Origin of the sequence: Mesorhizobium sp. NZP2234, from assembly GCF_013170765.1 — a bacterium.
Classification (GTDB): domain Bacteria; phylum Pseudomonadota; class Alphaproteobacteria; order Rhizobiales; family Rhizobiaceae; genus Mesorhizobium; species Mesorhizobium loti_D.
On sequence record NZ_CP033364.1, the window covers coordinates 2,443,206 to 2,461,768 of the forward strand.

Annotated in this window: 22 protein-coding genes and 1 pseudogene; 15 read left to right on the plus strand and 8 right to left on the minus strand. The window is 61.2% G+C overall.

Annotated features, from left to right (window positions below; genetic code table 11):
• Window positions 1–76 precede the first annotated feature (76 nt).
• The gene (locus EB230_RS11995; protein WP_056578743.1) at window positions 77–1,609 is read right to left on the minus strand and encodes an EAL domain-containing protein; all 1,533 of its coding nucleotides are present in this window, start codon (window positions 1,607–1,609) and stop codon (window positions 77–79) included.
• A gap of 234 nt (window positions 1,610–1,843) precedes the next feature.
• Between EB230_RS11995 and EB230_RS12000 the strand changes: the two genes are divergently transcribed.
• Window positions 1,844–2,239, plus strand: coding sequence for a cupin domain-containing protein (locus tag EB230_RS12000; protein ID WP_172372409.1), 396 nt, complete (start codon window positions 1,844–1,846; stop codon window positions 2,237–2,239).
• Window positions 2,240–2,307: 68 nt separating this feature from the next.
• Here the strand turns inward: EB230_RS12000 and EB230_RS12005 are convergent, their stop codons facing one another.
• Entirely contained in the window at window positions 2,308–3,510 is a 1,203-nt protein-coding gene (locus tag EB230_RS12005; RefSeq protein WP_056578737.1) for a pyridoxal phosphate-dependent aminotransferase, read from the minus strand.
• 216 nt (window positions 3,511–3,726) lie between these two features.
• Between EB230_RS12005 and EB230_RS12010 the strand changes: the two genes are divergently transcribed.
• The 3 genes from EB230_RS12010 (at window position 3,727) to EB230_RS12020 (ending at window position 6,373) form a co-directional block, all read left to right on the plus strand.
• Window positions 3,727–4,623, plus strand: coding sequence for an EAL domain-containing protein (locus EB230_RS12010; protein WP_056578734.1), 897 nt, complete (start codon window positions 3,727–3,729; stop codon window positions 4,621–4,623).
• The gene (locus EB230_RS12015) at window positions 4,620–5,468 is read left to right on the plus strand and encodes an EAL domain-containing protein (RefSeq protein WP_172372412.1); all 849 of its coding nucleotides are present in this window, start codon (window positions 4,620–4,622) and stop codon (window positions 5,466–5,468) included. The genes EB230_RS12010 and EB230_RS12015 overlap by 4 nt, the downstream gene beginning before the upstream one ends.
• Before the next feature lie 296 nt (window positions 5,469–5,764).
• Window positions 5,765–6,373, plus strand: a complete 609-nt coding sequence (locus EB230_RS12020; RefSeq protein WP_172372414.1) for a glutathione S-transferase family protein — start codon at window positions 5,765–5,767, stop codon at window positions 6,371–6,373.
• A gap of 114 nt (window positions 6,374–6,487) precedes the next feature.
• On the opposite strand, the gene EB230_RS32580 is transcribed toward EB230_RS12020, so the two are convergent.
• From EB230_RS32580 to EB230_RS12030, 3 genes are all read right to left on the minus strand, one after another.
• A complete protein-coding gene (locus EB230_RS32580; RefSeq protein ID WP_246738979.1) occupies window positions 6,488–6,697 on the minus strand; it encodes a hypothetical protein in 210 nt (69 codons plus the stop codon).
• A gap of 41 nt (window positions 6,698–6,738) precedes the next feature.
• Window positions 6,739–6,939 carry a hypothetical protein gene (locus tag EB230_RS12025; RefSeq protein WP_172372416.1) on the minus strand — a complete coding sequence of 67 codons (201 nt, stop codon included), beginning with the start codon at window positions 6,937–6,939 and terminating at the stop codon, window positions 6,739–6,741.
• Between the two features lie 273 nt (window positions 6,940–7,212).
• Window positions 7,213–7,425 (minus strand): cold-shock protein, encoded by a 213-nt coding sequence (locus EB230_RS12030; protein ID WP_010910991.1) that lies wholly within the window; start codon window positions 7,423–7,425, stop codon window positions 7,213–7,215.
• 274 nt (window positions 7,426–7,699) lie between these two features.
• Between EB230_RS12030 and EB230_RS12035 the strand changes: the two genes are divergently transcribed.
• Window positions 7,700–8,026, plus strand: a complete 327-nt coding sequence (locus tag EB230_RS12035; protein ID WP_056578719.1) for a hypothetical protein — start codon at window positions 7,700–7,702, stop codon at window positions 8,024–8,026.
• 110 nt (window positions 8,027–8,136) lie between these two features.
• Here EB230_RS12035 and EB230_RS12040 read toward each other — a convergent pair whose 3' ends face one another.
• Window positions 8,137–8,706 (minus strand): methylated-DNA--[protein]-cysteine S-methyltransferase, encoded by a 570-nt coding sequence (locus EB230_RS12040; protein ID WP_056578716.1) that lies wholly within the window; start codon window positions 8,704–8,706, stop codon window positions 8,137–8,139.
• Window positions 8,707–8,887: 181 nt separating this feature from the next.
• Between EB230_RS12040 and EB230_RS12045 the strand changes: the two genes are divergently transcribed.
• Together EB230_RS12045 and EB230_RS12050 are read left to right on the plus strand one after the other, a co-directional pair.
• Complete coding sequence (locus EB230_RS12045; protein ID WP_172372426.1) at window positions 8,888–9,865, plus strand: lytic transglycosylase domain-containing protein; 978 nt, start codon at window positions 8,888–8,890, stop codon at window positions 9,863–9,865.
• Window positions 9,866–9,870: 5 nt separating this feature from the next.
• The gene (locus EB230_RS12050) at window positions 9,871–10,359 is read left to right on the plus strand and encodes a GNAT family N-acetyltransferase (protein ID WP_172372428.1); all 489 of its coding nucleotides are present in this window, start codon (window positions 9,871–9,873) and stop codon (window positions 10,357–10,359) included.
• Window positions 10,360–10,712: 353 nt separating this feature from the next.
• On the opposite strand, the gene EB230_RS12055 is transcribed toward EB230_RS12050, so the two are convergent.
• Complete coding sequence (locus tag EB230_RS12055) at window positions 10,713–11,051, minus strand: hypothetical protein (RefSeq protein ID WP_172372430.1); 339 nt, start codon at window positions 11,049–11,051, stop codon at window positions 10,713–10,715.
• Between the two features lie 160 nt (window positions 11,052–11,211).
• Between EB230_RS12055 and EB230_RS12060 the strand changes: the two genes are divergently transcribed.
• The 8 genes and pseudogenes from EB230_RS12060 (at window position 11,212) to EB230_RS12095 (ending at window position 16,477) form a co-directional block, all read left to right on the plus strand.
• On the plus strand, window positions 11,212–11,637 hold the full coding sequence (locus EB230_RS12060) for a lysozyme inhibitor LprI family protein (RefSeq protein WP_320412018.1): 426 nt from the start codon (window positions 11,212–11,214) through the stop codon (window positions 11,635–11,637).
• Window positions 11,638–11,775: 138 nt separating this feature from the next.
• Window positions 11,776–12,519 (plus strand): DUF899 family protein, encoded by a 744-nt coding sequence (locus tag EB230_RS12065; RefSeq protein WP_172372432.1) that lies wholly within the window; start codon window positions 11,776–11,778, stop codon window positions 12,517–12,519.
• Window positions 12,520–12,624: 105 nt separating this feature from the next.
• Window positions 12,625–12,994 (plus strand): annotated as a pseudogene (locus EB230_RS12070) (endonuclease domain-containing protein).
• A 337-nt stretch (window positions 12,995–13,331) separates the two neighbouring features.
• Window positions 13,332–14,297 (plus strand): YihY/virulence factor BrkB family protein, encoded by a 966-nt coding sequence (locus tag EB230_RS12075; RefSeq protein WP_246738936.1) that lies wholly within the window; start codon window positions 13,332–13,334, stop codon window positions 14,295–14,297.
• Between the two features lie 149 nt (window positions 14,298–14,446).
• Window positions 14,447–14,869 (plus strand): pyridoxamine 5'-phosphate oxidase family protein, encoded by a 423-nt coding sequence (locus EB230_RS12080; protein WP_172372436.1) that lies wholly within the window; start codon window positions 14,447–14,449, stop codon window positions 14,867–14,869.
• A 173-nt stretch (window positions 14,870–15,042) separates the two neighbouring features.
• The gene (locus EB230_RS12085) at window positions 15,043–15,507 is read left to right on the plus strand and encodes a cupin domain-containing protein (protein WP_172372438.1); all 465 of its coding nucleotides are present in this window, start codon (window positions 15,043–15,045) and stop codon (window positions 15,505–15,507) included.
• A gap of 112 nt (window positions 15,508–15,619) precedes the next feature.
• Window positions 15,620–16,012, plus strand: coding sequence for a RidA family protein (locus tag EB230_RS12090; protein WP_172372440.1), 393 nt, complete (start codon window positions 15,620–15,622; stop codon window positions 16,010–16,012).
• 72 nt (window positions 16,013–16,084) lie between these two features.
• Window positions 16,085–16,477, plus strand: coding sequence for a RidA family protein (locus tag EB230_RS12095; protein ID WP_172372442.1), 393 nt, complete (start codon window positions 16,085–16,087; stop codon window positions 16,475–16,477).
• Between the two features lie 79 nt (window positions 16,478–16,556).
• On the opposite strand, the gene EB230_RS12100 is transcribed toward EB230_RS12095, so the two are convergent.
• Window positions 16,557–18,536 (minus strand): ATP-binding protein, encoded by a 1,980-nt coding sequence (locus tag EB230_RS12100; protein ID WP_172372444.1) that lies wholly within the window; start codon window positions 18,534–18,536, stop codon window positions 16,557–16,559.
• Between the last annotated feature and the right edge of the window lie 27 nt (window positions 18,537–18,563).

Sequence of the window (18,563 nt, forward strand, 5' to 3'; positions counted from 1 at the left end):
CCACCTGCCCTGACGCATCGTCCCACTTGTTTGCCGGCAGGGCAAGGGAAATAGAAATCGGTGCCCGTGCGTGACCTCAGGCGCTCAGCGCCATGGGTTCGGCATCATCGATGGCGAGCAAGGGCCCCACCTTGTCGCGTGGCGCCGGCCTGCCGAAGAAATAGCCTTGGAAACGATTGCAGCCGGCGGCCTTGGCCAGCTTGAACTCTTCTTGTGTCTCGACACCCTCCGCCACGATGGTGACGTCCTGGATGCGCGCGATCTGCGCCAGCGCCGAAACGAAGATCTGCGCCACCTGGTCATGGGCAAGGCTGCGGATGTAGGAGCGATCGATCTTGATGCTGTCGATGGGCAAGGTCTTCAGATAGTTGAAGCCGCAATGGCCGGTGCCGAAATCGTCGAGCGCGATGTGGAAGCCGAGACCGCGCAAGGCTTCGAGGCGCCGCAGGGTCTCGGGCGTGGCGGCGGTTGCCACCGTCTCGGTGATCTCGATGATGAATTGTGTCGCCGAACGTCCGGTTTCCTTCAGCACGCGGTCGCACATGGTGACGATCTCGTCGCGCTTCAGCTGCTCGCCAGAGACATTGATCGAGATGCGGCGTCCGGGGAAATGGCCGATATCGGCGCAAGCTCGCTTGAACACCCATTCGCCAAGCATGTCGACCAGGGTCGAGCGTTCGGCGATCGGGATGAACTCGGCCGGGGAGATCAGGCCGCGAACCGGATGGCGCCAGCGGATCAGGCCCTCGAACGCACAGGTGGATCCGTCCGGGTTGACGATCGGCTGGTAGTGCAGCTCGAGCTCGCCGAGATAGACCGCGGCGCGCAATTCCCGCTCGACCAGGCGGCGGTAGCGCTTGTCGGACAGCATCTCCTCGTCGAACACGGTGACGCGGCCACGGCCCGCCGCCTTGCTCTCATAGAGCGCCAGGTCGGCAACCAGCATCAGTTCTGTCGTGTTCGAGGCATGGGCCGGCGCCAGTGCCACGCCAATCGAGATGGAGAGCGGAATGGTCTTGCCTTCGTGCGATTTGCCGGCCCGCATGGCATCCAGCAATTGCCTGATGTCCTTGTTGATGGCGGTGAGATCGCCGTGCGGGATGATGACGCCGAATTCGTCGCCGCCGAGCCGACCGACCATGCAGCCGGAAAAGATGCGCTCGGTGGTCTTGACGAGATGCGACAGGGTGCGGTCGCCGAACTGATGACCGAATGTGTCGTTGAGCTGCTTGAAATGGTCGAGGTCGATCAAAAGCAAGGCCGCATCGCGCCGGTCGCGCATTGTGCCCAGGCTGTTGCCCAGCGCTTCCAGGAAATAGCGGCGGGTCATCGCCCCGGTCATCGCGTCCCTGGTCAGGAAATGATGCTTTTCCGCCTCGGCGGCGGCGGCGGATCTCAGGCTGTGAACGACGCTGCTGCGCATGTACATCAGCGCCAGCAGGGCCAACCCCGTGGCGAGGATCGAGACCGCATAGGCGCTGTTGGAGGGCAGGTTTTCCGACATCTCGAGGGTGCCAAGCAACGCGGCGCCGATGCTGATCAAAAGCAGCGCCTGGATGGCACGGTAGATCCGGCCGCTATGGTCCTTGATCGTCGCCAGTATGCTCATCTCATCGCCCCCTGCAATGCAGGCTCACGGCTAGTGCGCAGCTGTTAAGAAGACATTGAATTCGCCCCTGTTTCGCCCTGTTGCGCCATGCGGGGAAGGTTCATGGTTAAGGAGAGAAAACCGCGTCTTCGCGATGGCGGGCCGAACGGCCGGTTGCGCCCTGGATGATATCGGCCGAGAATGCGTTTTGCCCCGATAAGCGGGTCGTTTCACCACCAGTTTCAGGATCATACGATGAAGATCATTGCTTGCGGCAGCGTGCCGACCATCATAGCGCCGGACAGATACTTCACCGGCCGGGTTCTGCAGACGCCGATCATCGAGACGGAGACCCCGGCGCGGCTGAGGGCGACGCTGGTGAGCTTCGAGCCGGGCGCGCGCACCCACTGGCACACGCATCCGTTCGGCCAGACGCTCCACGTCACCTCTGGCGCCGGCCTTGCCCAGACATGGGGTGGCCCGATGCTGGAGATCAGGGCCGGCGACACCATCTGGTTCGCCCCTGGTGAGAAGCACTGGCATGGTGCGGCGCCGAAATCGGCGATGACGCATATCGCCATGCAGGAAGCGCTCGACGGCGTCGCCGTGGACTGGCTGGAGGCGGTTTCGGGCGAGCAGTACGGCAGCTGAGCGCCGAGGCCGAGCTTGCGGAAACCCGGCGTCATCGCCGGGTTTCCGTTGTCTTCAGGTGGGGTTGATCAGGTCAGCGATGCCGTAAAACGCTGGATGCGCGTGCAGGCTTCCTCCAGCAGCGCGTCGGAGGTAGCGTAGGAGATGCGGAAGTTGGGTCCGAGGCCGAAGGCCGAGCCGAACACCACCGCCACACCCTCGGCCTCGAGCAATTCCGAGCAGAAGGCTTCGTCGGTGTCGATCACCTTGCCGGCCTTGGTCTTCTTGCCGATCAGCTGGGCGCAGGACGGATAGACATAGAAGGCGCCTTCCGGCGATGGGCACGTGATGCCGCGCGCCTGGTTGAGCATCGACACGACCAGATCGCGCCGGCCCTGGAAGATCGCCTTGTTCCTGGCGATGAAGTCCTGCGGGCCGTTGAGCGCCTCGACCGAAGCCCATTGCGCGATGGTGCAGGCGCCCGACGTCTGCTGGCCCTGGATCATGTCCATCGCCTTGATCAACTGAACGGGACCAGCCGCATAGCCGATGCGCCAGCCGGTCATGGCATAGGCTTTCGACACGCCGTTCATGGTCAGCGTACGCTCGTAGAGCTTCGGTTCGACCTCGGCGATGGTCTTGAAGACGAAGTCGCCATAGGTCAGGTGCTCGTACATGTCGTCGGTCAGCGTCCAGACATGCGGATGCCTGAGCAACACGTCGGCCAGCGCGCGCAGTTCGGCCTCGGTGTAGGCGGCGCCCGAGGGGTTGGACGGCGAGTTCATCAGCAGCCATTTGGTCTTCGGCGTGATCGCCTTCTCCAGCACCTCGGCCGTCAATTTGAAACCGTTGTCGATCGAAGTGTCGGCGAACACCGACGTACCGCCGCAGATCGCCACCATTTCAGGGTAGCTGACCCAGTAGGGGCGGGGGATGATGACCTCGTCGCCAGGGTTCAGCGTCGCCATGAAAGCGTTGAACAGGATCTGCTTGCCGCCGGTGCCGACAATGGTCTGCTCGGGCTTGTAATCGAGATTGTTCTCGCGCTTGAACTTCTTCGCGATCGCCTCGCGCAGTGGCACGATACCCGACACGGGCGGGTACTTGGTCTCGCCACGCCGGATTGCCTCGATCGCCGCGTTCTTGATGTTGTCGGGCGTGTCGAAATCCGGTTCGCCGGCGCCAAGGCCGATAATGTCACGGCCGGCATTTTTCAGCTCGCGCGCTTTCTGCGTCACCGCGATGGTGGCGGAAGGCTTTACGCGGGAAAGGGTGTCGGCAAGAAAGGCCATGACCTTTTATCTCTCCTGAGAAGATCGGCGCGGCCAGGAGCGGCCGCGGCGCTTCTCATGTCGCATCATTCCCGCCAGTGCAAGCCTTCTCGGCTGGGCCAGGTGCGACGGCGAGGTCAATGAGGCGTGATCGGCAACACTAAATTCATTAACGGGCGGTAGAGGCTTGCATGGCAGGATCGCAATCCATTCCGCCAATCCGCGGAGCGAGGAACCGTGTCGCGCAGCATCGGGCTTGCCCACATCATCCGTCATGATGACGGCACCACGTCAGGTGTCTGGGGTCTCTACACGCTGCAAAGTGCCTTCCAGCCGATCTTCGCCTTCAAGGAGGGCAAGCTGTCGGTTGCCGCCTTCGAAGGACTGATCCGCCCGTTCCGTGATGGCGAGGCGCAATCGCCGATGACCTTCTTTTCGACCTGTCCGGCCGCCGACCGTTTGCATATCGAGGCGCTGACCAGGACGCTGCATCTTCTTAATGCCGGCGCCTGCCTGCCGCGGGAGGCATCGATCTTCGTCAATTTCGACCCGTCGGTGTTCACCGAGCGGGCGGTCGCCGACAATGCCTTGCGTGAAATGCGGCTGGTGCTGCACGAGGCCGGCATCGATCCGGGCCGCGTCGTGTGCGAGGTGACCGAGCAGAGATCGGCATCGCAGGAGACGCTGCACGGTTTCGTCGCGGCGCTGCGGGGCAACGGTTTTCGCATCGCCGTCGACGACTATGGCGCCGACGATTCCGACATCAACCGCATCAAGGAGTTGAGGCCCGACATCGTCAAGTTCGATGCCCTCTGGATCACGCAGCTGATGGAATCCGGCGCCGGTTTCGCCCTGCTGACCTCCATGGTGAAGAGCTTCGAGGAGCAAGGCATCCGCACGGTGTTCGAGGGTATCGAGGAGGGGTGGCAACTGGAACTCGCCGAGAAGTCCGGCGCCTCGATGGTGCAGGGCTTCGTGCTGGCGCGGCCCGAACTGGCGCCGACGAGTTTCCGTGTTTTCGCAAAAAGCAATCCAGACCCGGTTGCCGCCGCGAGTGATGCGCCCACTGCCCGCACCGTCGCCCCACGTACGGCGCGATCGACGAAAACCTTCGGGCGCCGGGTAACGCCATGAGGCTCGAGCGGCGGCGCAATGTCGGCGATGCGATCTTCGTCGACGAGGTCGGCATCGAATACGGCGTCCATGGCGATTTCCGCCTGCGCAGCGCCTACCAGCCGATTTTCGCGCCGCTCGGCGGCACGCTGCACGCGGTGGCGGTCGAAGGGCTGATCGAGCCGCACCGTGACGGCCGGGCAGGGTCGCCGCGGGCGTTCTTCGAGAGCATTGCGGTGTCGGACCGCCTGTTTGTCGAAACCATGTGCCGGGCTCTGCATCTCAGGAATTTCCAGAACATCGGCGTTGACGGGCTCGACCTGTTCTTCAATTACAATCCCATGGTCAACGACCATCCCGGGCGGGCGCTGGCCGAGATCCGGCTGATGAGCCGGCATCTCGGCGGGCTCGGCCTTGCCCCCGGCATGCTGGTCTGCGAAATCACCGAACAGGCGGCGGACGACGCGCTTCTGGCACGGCTGGTGCGCGAAATGCGGCGCGACGGCATCCGCATCGCCATCGACGATTTCGGCACCGGCCACTCGACCGAGGAGCGGGTGAGCCTGCTCCAGCCCGATATCGTGAAGATCGATGGCGGCTGGTTTGGAGAGTTCTGTCGCCACACCGCCGCCGAACGTTTCTTCAGGCCGCTGGTGTCCAGCCTGCACGATCGCGGCGCCAGGGTGCTGGTCGAAGGCATCGAGCAGCCCGTCCATCTGCGCGTCGCGCTCGATGGCGGCGTCGACCTGCTGCAGGGCTTCCTTCTGGCCCGGCCGGCGCTGGCCGGGACCATCTTCGACGAAAAGCCGATCGCCATCGATGCGCTGCTGGGCAAGGAGAACAATGTCGTGCCGCTTTTTGGATAGGCACGTCGGCAATTGGCGAAAGCCATTGCAAGAGCGTCCTTCTCCCCGTTTACGGGGAGAAGTGCCCGGCAGGGCGATGAGGGGCGGCGCGACGAATCGGAATTGTCCATTTCGGAGCTGAGCCATGCTGAGAGACGCCGGCGCCGCCCCTCATCTGGCTGCCGCCATCTTCTCCCCGTAAACGGGGAGAAGGACGCTTTCATCACTGCCGCTGATAGTCGCGCCAAAACAAATCATTGGTTGAAGGCACGGCGGCTGCGATAATCCCCTGGCCAAGGCAGCTCCGGGGATCGTCCATGATACTCTACAGCATGATCGACAGCGGCAATTGCTACAAGCCGCGCCTGCTGATGGCCAAGCTTGGCCTCGCCTTCACCACGATCGAGGTGAGTTCGCATACCGGCGACACGCGAAAAGCCGACTTCGTCGCCAAGAACCCCAACGCCATGGTGCCGCTGCTCGAACTCGACGATGGTCGCCGGCTGGCCGAATCCAACGCCATCCTTCTCTATCTCGCCGAAGGCACGCGCTTCCTGCCTTTGGACAGATACGAGCGCGGGCTCGCCTATCAATGGCTGTTCTTCGAGCAATACAGCCACGAGCCCTACATCGCCGTGCGCAAGGCGCTGCTGACCTTTCCCGAGCGCGCCAGGGATGCCACGCCCGAGCGGCTGGCCGTGACGCTGGAGCGCGGCAACAAGGCACTCGGCGTGATGAACAGATATCTGGAGAACAACGCCTTCTTCGCCGGCAACGCCTTCAGCGTCGCCGACATCGCGCTCTATGCCTACACGCATACGGCCGAGCAGGGCGGCTTCCAGCTCGACGCCTATCCGGCGGTCATGGCCTGGCTTGGCCGCGTCGAGGCGGATCCGGGGCATGTGCCAATCGAGTGGGTTGGATAGGATATCCTTGTCCTCACGCTCGTAGCCGCTCCGCGGCTCGCTCCGGACGGGGCGCGCCAACAGGCGCGACGCCCGGTCGGGCTTGCGGCCTTCGGCCGAAAAGCAAAGCAGGGGCTATTTCAACAAATGGTCATAGTCCGCATGGCTGCCGATCCAGAACCAGATCACATCATCATTGTCACGGATGGCAACGGCTCGGTAACTATCGTCGACCCGCGCCGACCAATAACGTCCCACCTGTTTGAAATGCAGTGATGGATGAAAAGGATCAGCACGCAGTCTGGCAAAACGCCTGTCCGCTTTTGCTCTGATCGACGATCGCAGTTTTTCGTAAGCCTCTCAGAATGATGGAGAGGCGACGTGATTCACAGAGGCCGGGTCCGGCCAGCGCGATGATCAGCCAGTGCCTGTTCGGCAAGCTTGTCCAGCCGACCCGCCCTCGCGTCAGCCTCCATCTGCCGATCCCACATGTCTGATCGAAGCGCCTCGAACCAGGTGGCAAACGCCTTCAGTTCCTCGGGGCTCAATTCGGCGACGGATTTTTCGATTTGCTCGAGTTTGGTCATGGCCGAATGGTACCACTATTGGGCTAAAAATAGCATCGGTGGGACCATCGCGCCGGTTGCGGCACCTAACCCCAGACAAACAAAAAGGCGGGATAAATCCCGCCTTCCCATGCTTGGTAGCCTGATCGGGAGCGTCCGGTCCGGGCTGGCAGCTATCTGCTGTTCCAGCGTATCGGGTCTTTCCGCTCCGGGCGCGCTTCTCGCGCGACCGTCAGTACATCCGTGACTTGCCGCGCGCCCCGAGCTATCGCCCGGCGCGCGCCATTCGCAAAATCAGGCTGCCTTGCTCAGAGATCCAGCGGACGACTTGCCAGTGCGGCGGTCCTGCTCGATCTCGAAGTTGATCTTCTGGCCTTCGACCAGGGTCGACAGTCCAGCGCGCTCGACAGCGGAGATGTGAACGAAAACGTCCGCGCCGCCCGCGTCAGGCTGGATGAAGCCGAAGCCCTTGGTGGCGTTGAACCACTTGACCGTTCCAGTTGCCATAAAAATAGTCCTTGCATTTGCTTTGGTTTGACCAGACCGAAGTCCAGCCGGTGTGCATCGAGATTTTGGAGATAGACGTCAGCAAACGCGAAGATCGCGAGGCCCGGATCGATCGGCCGAAATATCAATGGGGCTGATATAGGCTGCTTTCGCACCAAAAACAAGACTGTGTGAGAAAGCCGTGATCGCGGGACTGCCCAACGGCCGCCCCAATCTGGTGAAACCGTTGCCACAGATCGCGCTGTCCTTGGGTCGCGGATCAGGGGAGAGGACCATGAAAACCATTCTGCTTGCCGCCTGCCTGACGCTGGTGGCCGCCGAGGCGCGGGCGATCTCGCGCTACGACCCGACGCATATGAGCTGCGGCAAGGTGCAGTCGACGATCGCGCGCCAGGGCGCGGTCATCCTGCGCTACCAGTCGACACGCGTGCCGGGGCTGCCGCTTTACGACCGCTATGTGCAGAGCCAGCAGTTCTGCACCATGGGCGAGGTGAGGACGCGGGCCTATGTGCCGAGCGCCGACACCAAGTCCTGCCCGGTCTACAACTGCAAGCGTCCGGACAATGACCATTTCCGCCGCCGTTTCCCGCGCCGTCACTAGAGCTTTGTTTTTGACGCATTGCCGGACGGAAAGCCGCTCGCAGGTGATGCCGCCTGCGAACGATCCCGGCTCGGCCTGACCTGAATCTCGACGCGCCTCAAGACCAAGCCCTAGAACCCGAAGGACACCTGCGCCGGGGGCGGCGGGCCGACGCGCACGCCTTCCATGGCCAGCATCTTCTCCTTGGTGACCGAGCCGCCGGGCGCGGAGAAGCCGCCGATCTTGCCGCCGGCCGCAAGGATGCGGTGGCAAGGAATGACCAGCGGCACCGGATTGGCGCCAAGGGCCGCACCCGTTTCGCGCGGCAGGCCGGCATGGCCGGCGCGCTTGGCCAGTTCGCCATAGGTGGTGGTCTCGCCATAGCTGAGTTTGCGTGCCGCGTCGTAGATGGCGAGGCGGAACTCGTCGACGCCGTCGAGATCGACCGGGACGCCGGAGAAATCGACGTCCTCGCCGGCGGCGTAAGCCTTGATCGAGACGATCAGGTCGACCACCCATGATGGCAGGGCGGAGGAGGCGGAAACACCGGCATGGCGCATCAGCCGCCGCTCCACTGCTTCGCGGCTGCGTTCGGGCAGGCAGAGCCGGATCAGGCCCTTTTCGCTCCAGGCAATGCCCATGAAACCGATCACTGTTTCTAACACTGCGTGGCCGGCTGTGATCGAAGATGTCGTTTCCATGATGCGCTCCTTTCCGCAAAGCGGCGAAATCCGGGATTCCATGCAGTACATATCAGGAACAATATGGCATCCGTGCCCGTGTCCCGCCACCCGAAAACCACCATATGGCCCCGATTGCCCCCCAGGAATCGCTGGTGTAAGGGAAATCTTAACGACCCGACAAACCGGACCAGAGCGCGGCTTGCCAGCAAAACATACCCTTATCGCGATCGGCGTGATCATGGCGGCGGCCAGCATGAGCGGCTGCACCTCGACCTCCCAGATGAAGGCCGCGCCGTCCCTGACCGAGACCGCGACTGTCGCCGGTGCCGATGCCGGCTTCACCATACCGCTGCCGGACACGGTTTCGGTGCTGCCGCAATCCTCGGGCATCGCCCCCATCCAGACCGCCGAACTCGCCCCTGGCGCCGTCATTTCGGAAGGTGAGGCCGCAGTCGCGCCAGCCAGCCAGCCGACCGCCGCGACCGCGGCCTTTGCCGGCGCGACGCCGACGGCTCCGGCCGTGCCCGCCATCATGATCGCCAGCCCCAGTGCCTGGCAGGCGCCGCCGCCCTCCAAGGCCGGCCAGCCGGTGAAGGCAACTCAGCCCGTGATCAAGTCCGCCGAAACCTATACGACAGCCGGCCTCGTCGTGCCGGCGGTCGCTGGCGGCCAGAAAGCCATGCCCGGCGTGCAGCAGGTGGCCTATGTCGTGCCGCAGAACCCGGCTTCCCTCGTGCAGTTCCCGTCGGCGCCGCTTAGCCCTGCCACCCCGGAAGAGCACACGGGCATGCGCGGCGATGTCGACCGGCTGATCGTCAAATACGCCGCGCTCTACCAAGTGCCGGTGGATCTGGTGCGCCACGTCGTCAACCGCGAAAGCACCTACAACCCCAAGGCCTACAACAACGGCCATTGGGGGCTGATGCAGATCAAGCACGCTACGGCGCGCGGCATGGGCTATGACGGGCCGGCCAAGGGCCTGTTCGACGCCGAGACCAACCTCAAATACGCGGTCAAATATCTGCGTGGCGCCTGGCTGGTGGCGGATGGCAACGCCAAGAAGGCCGACTGGCTCTACCAGACCGGCTATTATTTCGACGCCAAGCGCAAGGGCCTGCTCGAGGCGACCGGCCTCGGTGTCGACCGCAAGCGGCGCCGCCTGCAGCCAGACGCCTGAGCGCGATGCCCGAGCCGCGCCCGCCGGCCCTCAACGACATCCGGTTGCGCAAGATCCTCGACGAGACCCTCGTTGCACCGCACTGGCCGGACGGTTTTGTGATGCGCAGCTTCGAGCCCGGCGACGCGCCGCCTCTCCATGCGCTGCTGAGCGAGGTGTTCGCCGACGGCACCGACGGCCCATTCGAGGAATGGTGGCCGCGCATCTCCGGCGACCCCGAATTCGATCCGGAATTGTGTTTCCTCGTCATCGACGCCAAAGGCCGGCTGGCGGCGGCGGCACTGTGCTGGACGTCGGCCTTCGTCAAGGACCTCGCGGTTCATCCCGAGGCGCGCGGCAGGGGCATCGGCGAAGCGCTGATGTGGCATGCCTTTGCCAGTTTTCGCGACCGGGGCGCTGACCGTGTCGACCTGAAGACCAATACGGTCGAGAACCCAGCCGCGGTACGGCTCTACGAGCGGCTGGGGATGACGCCGGTCGCCTGGGAAGGCTAGAACAGTTCACCGTTTCACGGAAACGGCGAACCTCTTCGTGACTCTTTTGTTTTGAGGCAATTCCATGGGGAAAGCGCGCGCTTTTCCCGGGAAAAACCGTTCACGCTTTCCTGGAATTGCCGCCGCCAATCGCTTCCTGCCGGCCGATTTTCCCGGAAAACCCAGCGCTCTGTGAACTGCTTCACAGAGGCGGCCGCCGGCCCATGCTAACGAAGCGTGATGACGCCTTCAGCTGATCCGGGATCGTCGATCAGCCGCGCACAGGAGGAAGGCCGCACCGGCATGTGCCGGCCCCTCCACGGCAGGTCCCGGGGCGGGGGTTCCGGGGCCTGCCGTCCTGCGCGATCTTCTCTCTAGATATCCGGCGCATTGCCGATCTTCTTCTTGGGCTCGAGCGCCCAGGCGCGGCCCTCATCGCCGCCCCACAGCAGCCAGGCGATGTGGCCGGCTGAGGGGTTGTCCTCATTGCCGAAGTTTTTCCCGCGCTTGTCGACCTCGTGGCGCGCGAAATAGCTGACCATGCGGCGGATGGTGGACGGGGCGAGCTTCTCGCGATTCTTCAGCTCGGTCGCCCGCGCGACGCCGATCTCGGTGCCGCCACGGCCGAACCGCTCGCGCAGCCTGAGCCCCCTGGCGGCATTGTCGGCCACCACTTGCGGACAGCGCAGGTCGATCTCGTCGGCGTCGTGCATTCTTCTCCCCGGTCCCGCAAGCCGTAGCCGATGGAGGCAATGCGGGAAAGGCGGAGGGGTTCCAACACGCGAAAGAAACTATCCACCAAGGTGGCACGTCGCATCTTGCCCGAAGTGGCTTGACGGTTAAGCTCCGGTCTCGACTGAAACCGGAGGAAACATGATGCGGCTTCTGCTCTCCAGCCTTGCCACCCTGGTCCTTGCGGCCCCGCTCGTTGCCGGCGCCGCGCGGGCCGCCGACGACTGCGCCAATGCGCAGGACCAGGCGACGATGGACCAATGCGCCGGCAAGGATTTCGATGCGGCCGACAAGAAACTCAACGAGGCCTACAAGCAGATCATGGGTCGGCTGAAGGACAATGCGCCTTCGAAGAAATTGCTGGTCGACGCGCAACGCGCCTGGGTCGCCTTCCGCGATTCCGAATGTGCCTTCCAGGGCGGGCCGCGCGAAACCGCCGGCAGCGTCTATCCCATGGTCGTCGCCAACTGCCAGGCGGGGCTCACCGAGAACCGGCTGAAGGAGCTCCAGAGCTATCTCCATTGCGAGGAAGGCGACCTGGACTGCCCGGTGCCGGCGGCACAGTAGCCGTCATCCGCTCTTTCCAGGGTTTGGCGATCGTCGCCGCAAGCCGCGCAAGAATGTCGGAACCGATCGCGGCCAGACGTCCTTGGGTCGCAGAGCAACCGCGCCGGGACGCCGGCGCGCGGACCCAAGGAGCCGATCATGATCACCTTTCCCAACGAATCCGCCAGGTACCGCACCGCACGCGAAAAACTCCTGAAGAAGGAAATCGAACTGCGCCGCGCCATGGAAGCCGTGGCCGAGGCGCGGCGTGCGCTGCCGCCGGGCGGGCTTGTCCGCCAGGATTATGTCTTCGACGCGCTCGATGCCGGCAGCAGGCCGGCGAAGGTGAAACTGTCGGAGCTGTTCGCGCCCGGCAGGGATTCGCTCATCCTGTACAACATGATGTTTCCGCGCCATCCGCGGGAAACGCGCGATGTGGCGGCAAGCGGCGGCACGGCCAGGCTCGCACGGCCGGACCAGCCATGCCCGTCCTGCACGGCGCTGCTAGACCAGTTCGACGGCGCGGTCGGCCATCTCGAAGCGGCCGGCTTCAACTTCGCCGTGGTGGCCAAGACCGCGCTGGAAAACCTCGTCACGCTCGGCCGGGATCGCGGCTGGCGCAACATGCGGCTGGTGTCGTCGGCCGCCAACAGTTTCAAGCGCGACTACAATGCCGAGGATGCCGACGGCGCGCAGATCCCGCTGCTGTCGGTGTTCCATCGGGACGGTGACGGCATCCGCCATTTCTGGTCGTCGGAGCTCGGCTTCGCGCCGACGGAGCCCGGCCAGGACCCGCGCGCCATCGGCACCTGCGAGATCCTGTGGAACCTGATGGATTTCACGCCGGAGGGAAGGCCGGATTGGCACGAGCAGCTGCAATATGGCGAGAGGTGCTGCCACTGAGGGTGGTGCGGCCTCCCTTCTCCCCTTGTGGGAGAAGGTGGCCTCGCGAAGCGAGGTCGGATGAGGGGTGTTCCAGTGAACGCCAACCTCACTTATTGTTTCGCAATGCCACACCATCCTGTCCTGCCAGAAAAGAGACGTTTTGCCCGAACCTTGCGGCACAAGCCGACCGAGGCCGAGGACAAGCTTAGGCATGAGTTGCGCGGTCGAAAACTGGATCGGATCAAGTTCCGCCGCCAAGTGCCGATTGGACGTTTCATTGCTGACTTTCTGTGCGCGGAGGCAATGCTGATCGTTGAGATAGACGGTAGCCAGCATGCAGACTCTGTCCACGATCGAGCGGAGCGCCGAGCTGAAGTTGCGAGGGTTCCGCGTGTTACGCTTCTGGAATGATGATGTGTTGCGAGAACTGGATTCTGTCAGTGACACCATCATCGCCTATGTTCGGGACACAAGTTTGCAGCCATGGCGCTGATGGAGGTGCCTTCTCTCGCTGAGAAGAAAACGAGGCGGCAGTAGTTCTGCTTCGTCTTCCGGCATTGAAGGGGTTTTGAACAGGCGCATCGCCAAGCTGGAACACCCCTCATCCGACCGAGCTTCGCTCGGCCACCTTCTCCCACAAGGGGAGAAGGGGGCCTTACCTGCTCGCCTTGCGCACGGTTTCGGTACCATTGATCATGCGCTTCACATCGCGGGTGAAGCTCCCGCTCAAGTCGGCCGGAACATCGGAGGGTGCGCCGCATTGATAGTGGACGGTGTGCGACCCTCTTCATGGATTCGAAGTGCGACTCACAACTGCAAACGCATGGGACTTGCTGCGCGAAAGCGTGGTCGGCTTTGTCAACGACAATGCCCTCAGTCACGGCGCGGCGATGGCCTTTTATGCCGCCACGTCGCTGGCCCCGGTCCTGATAATTGTCGTTGCGATAGCTGGCATCGCATTTGGTCATGACGCAGCGCAGTTGGCTTTGTCTGCCCAGATATCGGGGCTGATGGGTTCAGAAAGCGCGGCGCTCCTTCAGACAGCGCTCGAAGGAGCATCCAGCAAATCCTCGGGAACCCTGGCGGCCATCGTTGGCGTGGCCACCTTGCTCGTCACAGCCTCCGCGGTCTTTGGCGAGATGCAGCAGGCCCTGAATGCGATATGGAAGGTTGAAACGAAAGGGAGCTCGCTGTCGCGTCTCTTGCGTGCGCGTGCGGCAAGTCTCGGCCTGGTCGCCGCACTCGGCTTCATGTTGCTGGTATCCCTGGTGGCGAGCGCCGCGATCTCGGCCCTGGGCGGCATGATCAGCGCTCAACTTCCATTCGGCGAATTTGTTCTGAGCGCGATCAACACCTTGATTTCCTTTGCCCTGATCTCCGTCATGTTTGCCGCTATCTACAAAGTCCTGCCGGATCGTGCCTTGGAATGGCGGGATGTCGGGATCGGTGCTGTCGTAACCGCCGCACTGTTCACATTGGGGAAGTCGCTTATAAGCTGGTATATCGGCACAAGTGCGATCGCATCGTCATATGGCGCGGCCGGAGGGCTGCTCGTCATATTGCTCTGGGTCTACTATTCATCGGAAATCTTTCTGCTCGGCGCTGAGCTGACCCGCGCCTATTCCGTCCGACATGGCAGCAGGTCCGACCTGGACGGGCTGGTTCAAAACGCGCCCACTTCAGGAACTGTTTCAATTCGCCAAGAGGCCAGCCCGTCGGGCGCCGTTGCGTTGTTGGCGGTGGCATGCGTCAGTGCGATGATGACAACCTTTCTGCTGGGGCCTCGTCGCCCATAGCATCAAGAAGGCCATGCGTGATGGTGCGCGGCCTCTGCATGCCGCATCCTGTGCCGATGGTGGATGAATGCTCGGCGCTCCAGATATTCCTGAGAACCAAAGGGGAGATCGCACGTTGCCCTAGCCAACCCCTTTGACAGGAGCACACCATGCCCAACCGCAGCCTTGCCGAAATCGCCGAGAAGATGCGCGACATCGATGTCGCCATGCTGTCCACCCATTCCCAAGGCGGCGCCATTGCCGGCCGGCCGATGAGCAACAACCAGGACGTCGAGTATGACGGCTCTTCCTACTACTTCACCTGGGAGAAATCGGAGGTGGTGGCCGAGATCGAGCGCGACGCCAATGTCTCGCTGGCCTTCAAGGGCGATGACGGCTTCTGGGTCGCTGTCGAGGGCAAGGCCGAGATCATCCGCGACAAGGCGGCGTTCGAGGAACACTGGAACGAGGACATCGACGAATGGTTCGAGCAAGGCACCGACACGCCGGGACTGGCGATGATCAAGATAGAGGCCACGCGCGCCCATTACTGGGACGGCGAGGATGAGGGCGAGGTGACGCTGCAGTCGTGAGGCTGTTTTTTTCCTTTCTGGTCGCGGTGGATTGGATCTGGTGGCGGTGGATTGGAGAACGAGGTCGGCGATTTACGGTAGATGCTTCTCCTTTGGCGAACAGAGCACCGCAAGGTGGCTCTGTGCCCACACCGGCAGTGGAATACACTCCCCACCAACCCATGGACGCACCCATGCCCAAGATCGACCTCTCATCCGTCCCCATCCGCAAGGGCTCCGGCTATCCCGCGCCCTTCGACGCCGCTTGTGCCACCCGCACGCGCCGGCGCCTGGGCGACGCCGGCGGCCTTACCGATTTCGGCGTGAACCTGATGACGCTCCCGCCCGGCGGCTGGTCGAGCCAGCGCCACTGGCACAGCCATGAGGATGAGCTTGTCTATGTGCTGGAAGGCGAGTTGACGCTGGTCGAGGATGGCGGCGAGACGCTGCTCAAGGCGGGCGATAGTGCTGCCTTTCCCAAGAACAGCGGCAACGGCCACCACATGATCAACCGGTCGTCGGTTACAGCCCGCTACCTCGAAGTCGGCTCGCGCAACCCGGACGATGTCATCACGTGCTCCGACATCGACATGATGAGCCCGAGTTCGGACGGCCGCTTCCTGCACAAGGACGGCACGCCGTATCCGGGGCAGGGGTGAGCGCTGGACGGCGTTGGCTTTTCCTTCTCCCGCAAGGGGAGAAGGGAGGAACTGCGCTGGCGTTCGGCCGGCATCGGGATAAGCTGCCCCGCAAACCAAGGGGAGGATTGCTATGAAGAAGGAAGTTGTGGAAGTGCCGGTGCTGTCGGCGGCCGTGCGGGCGCTCGGCGTGCCGCTGTCGCTGGTCACCAGGGGCGCGGGGCTGGTCTTCGTGTCCGGCACGCCGCCGCTCGATATTTCGACCGGCAGGTTGGTAAAGGGTGACATCGAGGTGCAGACCGAGGCCTCGCTCAAGGCGCTGAAGCATTGCCTGGAAGCCGCCGGTACCTCGCTCGACAATGTGGTGATGGTGCGCATCTATGCCGTCAACTCCGGCTTCTACAACGCCATCAACCGCGTCTATGCCAAGTATTTTCCCGAAAACCCGCCGTCGCGGACCTTCGTGCCGGTGGCGTCATGGCCCATGGAGTTCGACATCGAGATCGAGTGCGTGGCGGTGGCGTGAGCCCTGGACCATGCCTCGGCGCTGGCGTTCGCCCGGTAGCGCTATAAGCTCCCCGCAAACGGGGAGATTGCCATGAAGAAGGAAGTCATCGAAGTGCCGGTCATGTCGGCCAAGGTGCGGGCGCTCGGCCTGCCCTGTTCGACCGCGGTGAAGGCAAATGGCTTCGTGTTCATCTCGGCGACGCCGCCGGTGGACATGGTGACCGGCGAGATGGTGCGCGGCGACATCGAAACGCAGACCGAGGCATCGCTGAAGGCGCTGAAACACTGCCTGGAAGCGGCCGGCACATCGCTGGAAAACGTGGTGATGGTGCGCATCTATGCCGTCAACTCCGGCTTCTACAACGCGATTAACCGGGTTTATGCCAAGCACTTCAGCGTCAACCCGCCGGCGCGGAGTTTTGTGCCGGTGGCGTCCTGGCCGATGGAGTTTGATATCGAGATCGAGTGTGTGGCGGTGGCGTGAAGGGGCAGGTTTGAAAAGCCGGCCTGGCTTATACGCCATTAACCTGGAAACTCAGTGGAACGGGAGTTAAACCTCGCCCTTACTCCCCGAGTAACACACTGAAAAACGCTTGGTTTCGTTTCTTTGCGTTCTCAATAAGCGTTTCATAGCCGATCGCCTGTATATATATCTCTTCGTGATCTCTAAATCGAAAAAATATCTTCGGATTCCAATCGTTTTTGAAGTCGTGCTTCCGAAGAACGTTGACCATACTTTGAGTGTGATCGGCAATTATAAAAGCAAAACGACGGATGACGCCAGTAAAAGCAATATGACTCCCATCTGTCTTGGTTATTCCACCCCCGACAGTGGCTTGCTCAAGAGTGTTTATTACCTGAAGGACTGGGTCAGATTTTTCGCTTCCGAATTTATAGTCATCGCGACTCGGTTTCTTAAATTCGATAATGGTTATGGTTGTGCCGTCGTTGTCGCCGAGGATCATGCTATCCTCAAAGAAAATTAAATCGGCAACCTTATCTCCTGACTTCCTGCGTCCGCCGTGCAACGTTCGGTCGCTCGACACATAAGGCAAAAATGCCAGGGCGTCATCTACAAGCCACAGGTTGTGTGAAAAGTACTCTGTATTCACGCTGTCGGAAAATCTCCTGAAGACGAGTTCATGTATTACGTCCTCTGGTTCTCTTTTCCCATCTGATTTAAATTTACGTGCCGCCTCCAAAAGTTCGATGATGTTCTTTCTATGGATAACGTATTCTGCCAGAGCTTCTTTCTTTGCGGCGTCAATTTTTCCAACTATCTCAGACAGTTTTTCACTATAATTGTCAGGATCGCCAGCAGCAAGAGAGATCGCCTTTGATAGATCCTCTGACGCTCTGAATCGCTCGATGGCCAAATCGGAAACAAATTCCTCTGCTGACCAGTTATTTGGCTTGGTTGCAACATATTCGCTTACTGTTCTGCCGCGCAAGCCAAGCCTAAGAATGGGATTTTCGCGAAGCGCTTCTCCTAGATCGTTAGATTGCTCATCTTTAATTCTTTCGATCTGAGAAACTTCTGTTTTCTCTATGACATCGCTTATTGCCGAAACGATATTTTCGATCGATTTCGGTGGAATGTTTATTCCTGTTCTGGAATCATTGAGGCGCGTTTCAAACGCCGGCCCTCTTACCACCGCTATCACTATATACTTCTCGCCCTTTTCGTCGACGAAAAAGGGCTGACCAAGTTTATTGGTCAGGTCTCGAGGCTTTCCGACGATACGATCTGCGGCGGAGAGCAGAAGACAGTGACTGCTAAATGCTCTAGTTTTTGGAATCCGGGTTATGGAGTATTCTAATTTCTCTTTCTCTCCATCAATCTCGCATTCAATTTGACCGGAGTCAGATTCTACGAAGACGTTTTTGAAGCGCTCAGTAATGTCTTGCGGAGGTAAATCGTCGAATTGGATAGTAATCGTCGGTAGCCATTTGTACAAAAAATAAGGAAGGAAATGACTGCCAATTTCATCGGCGACATGATCTGGACGTAAATCGCGTATCAAGTCGTGCCAATTGGTAAGTGGCTGTCGATATTCTACCTGTAGTCCCGGGCCGTCAAAATCAGGCTCATTGTCGGTGAAGGTTATTTCGTTGTCATTCGCTATGTCGAATTTGAAAGATCTGGATTTCTCAAGCGAAAAAAACCTGTACCTGCTTTGGTACAAAATAGACGAGTATACCTTAAATGCGATGAACCGACCAAAGCCTCTACCATTCTCCTTGAGCTTGTAACCGGAGAAAGGTGTTCGAAATGACTTGTAGTTTTCGTCCGTTAATCCGACGCCATTGTCTGTTATGGTAACGCGAAATTTTAGGGGATCGGCCGGGTGTATGAAATGTATTTCGATCTCTCCGTTTTCGGCGGCTCTCCCTTTGAATCTTGCTTCAATACCGTGCATTCCGTTGGAGATGGCTTCAAGGACTGGAAGCATAAAGCTATGAAGATCGTGGCCGAGATGTGTTCGGGATATGACTGCTTGCATGTCGGGCTTTAGAAGCTCGTCAGAGATACTCTCAATCATGACGAGGCCCCTCCATTTATCTATTCG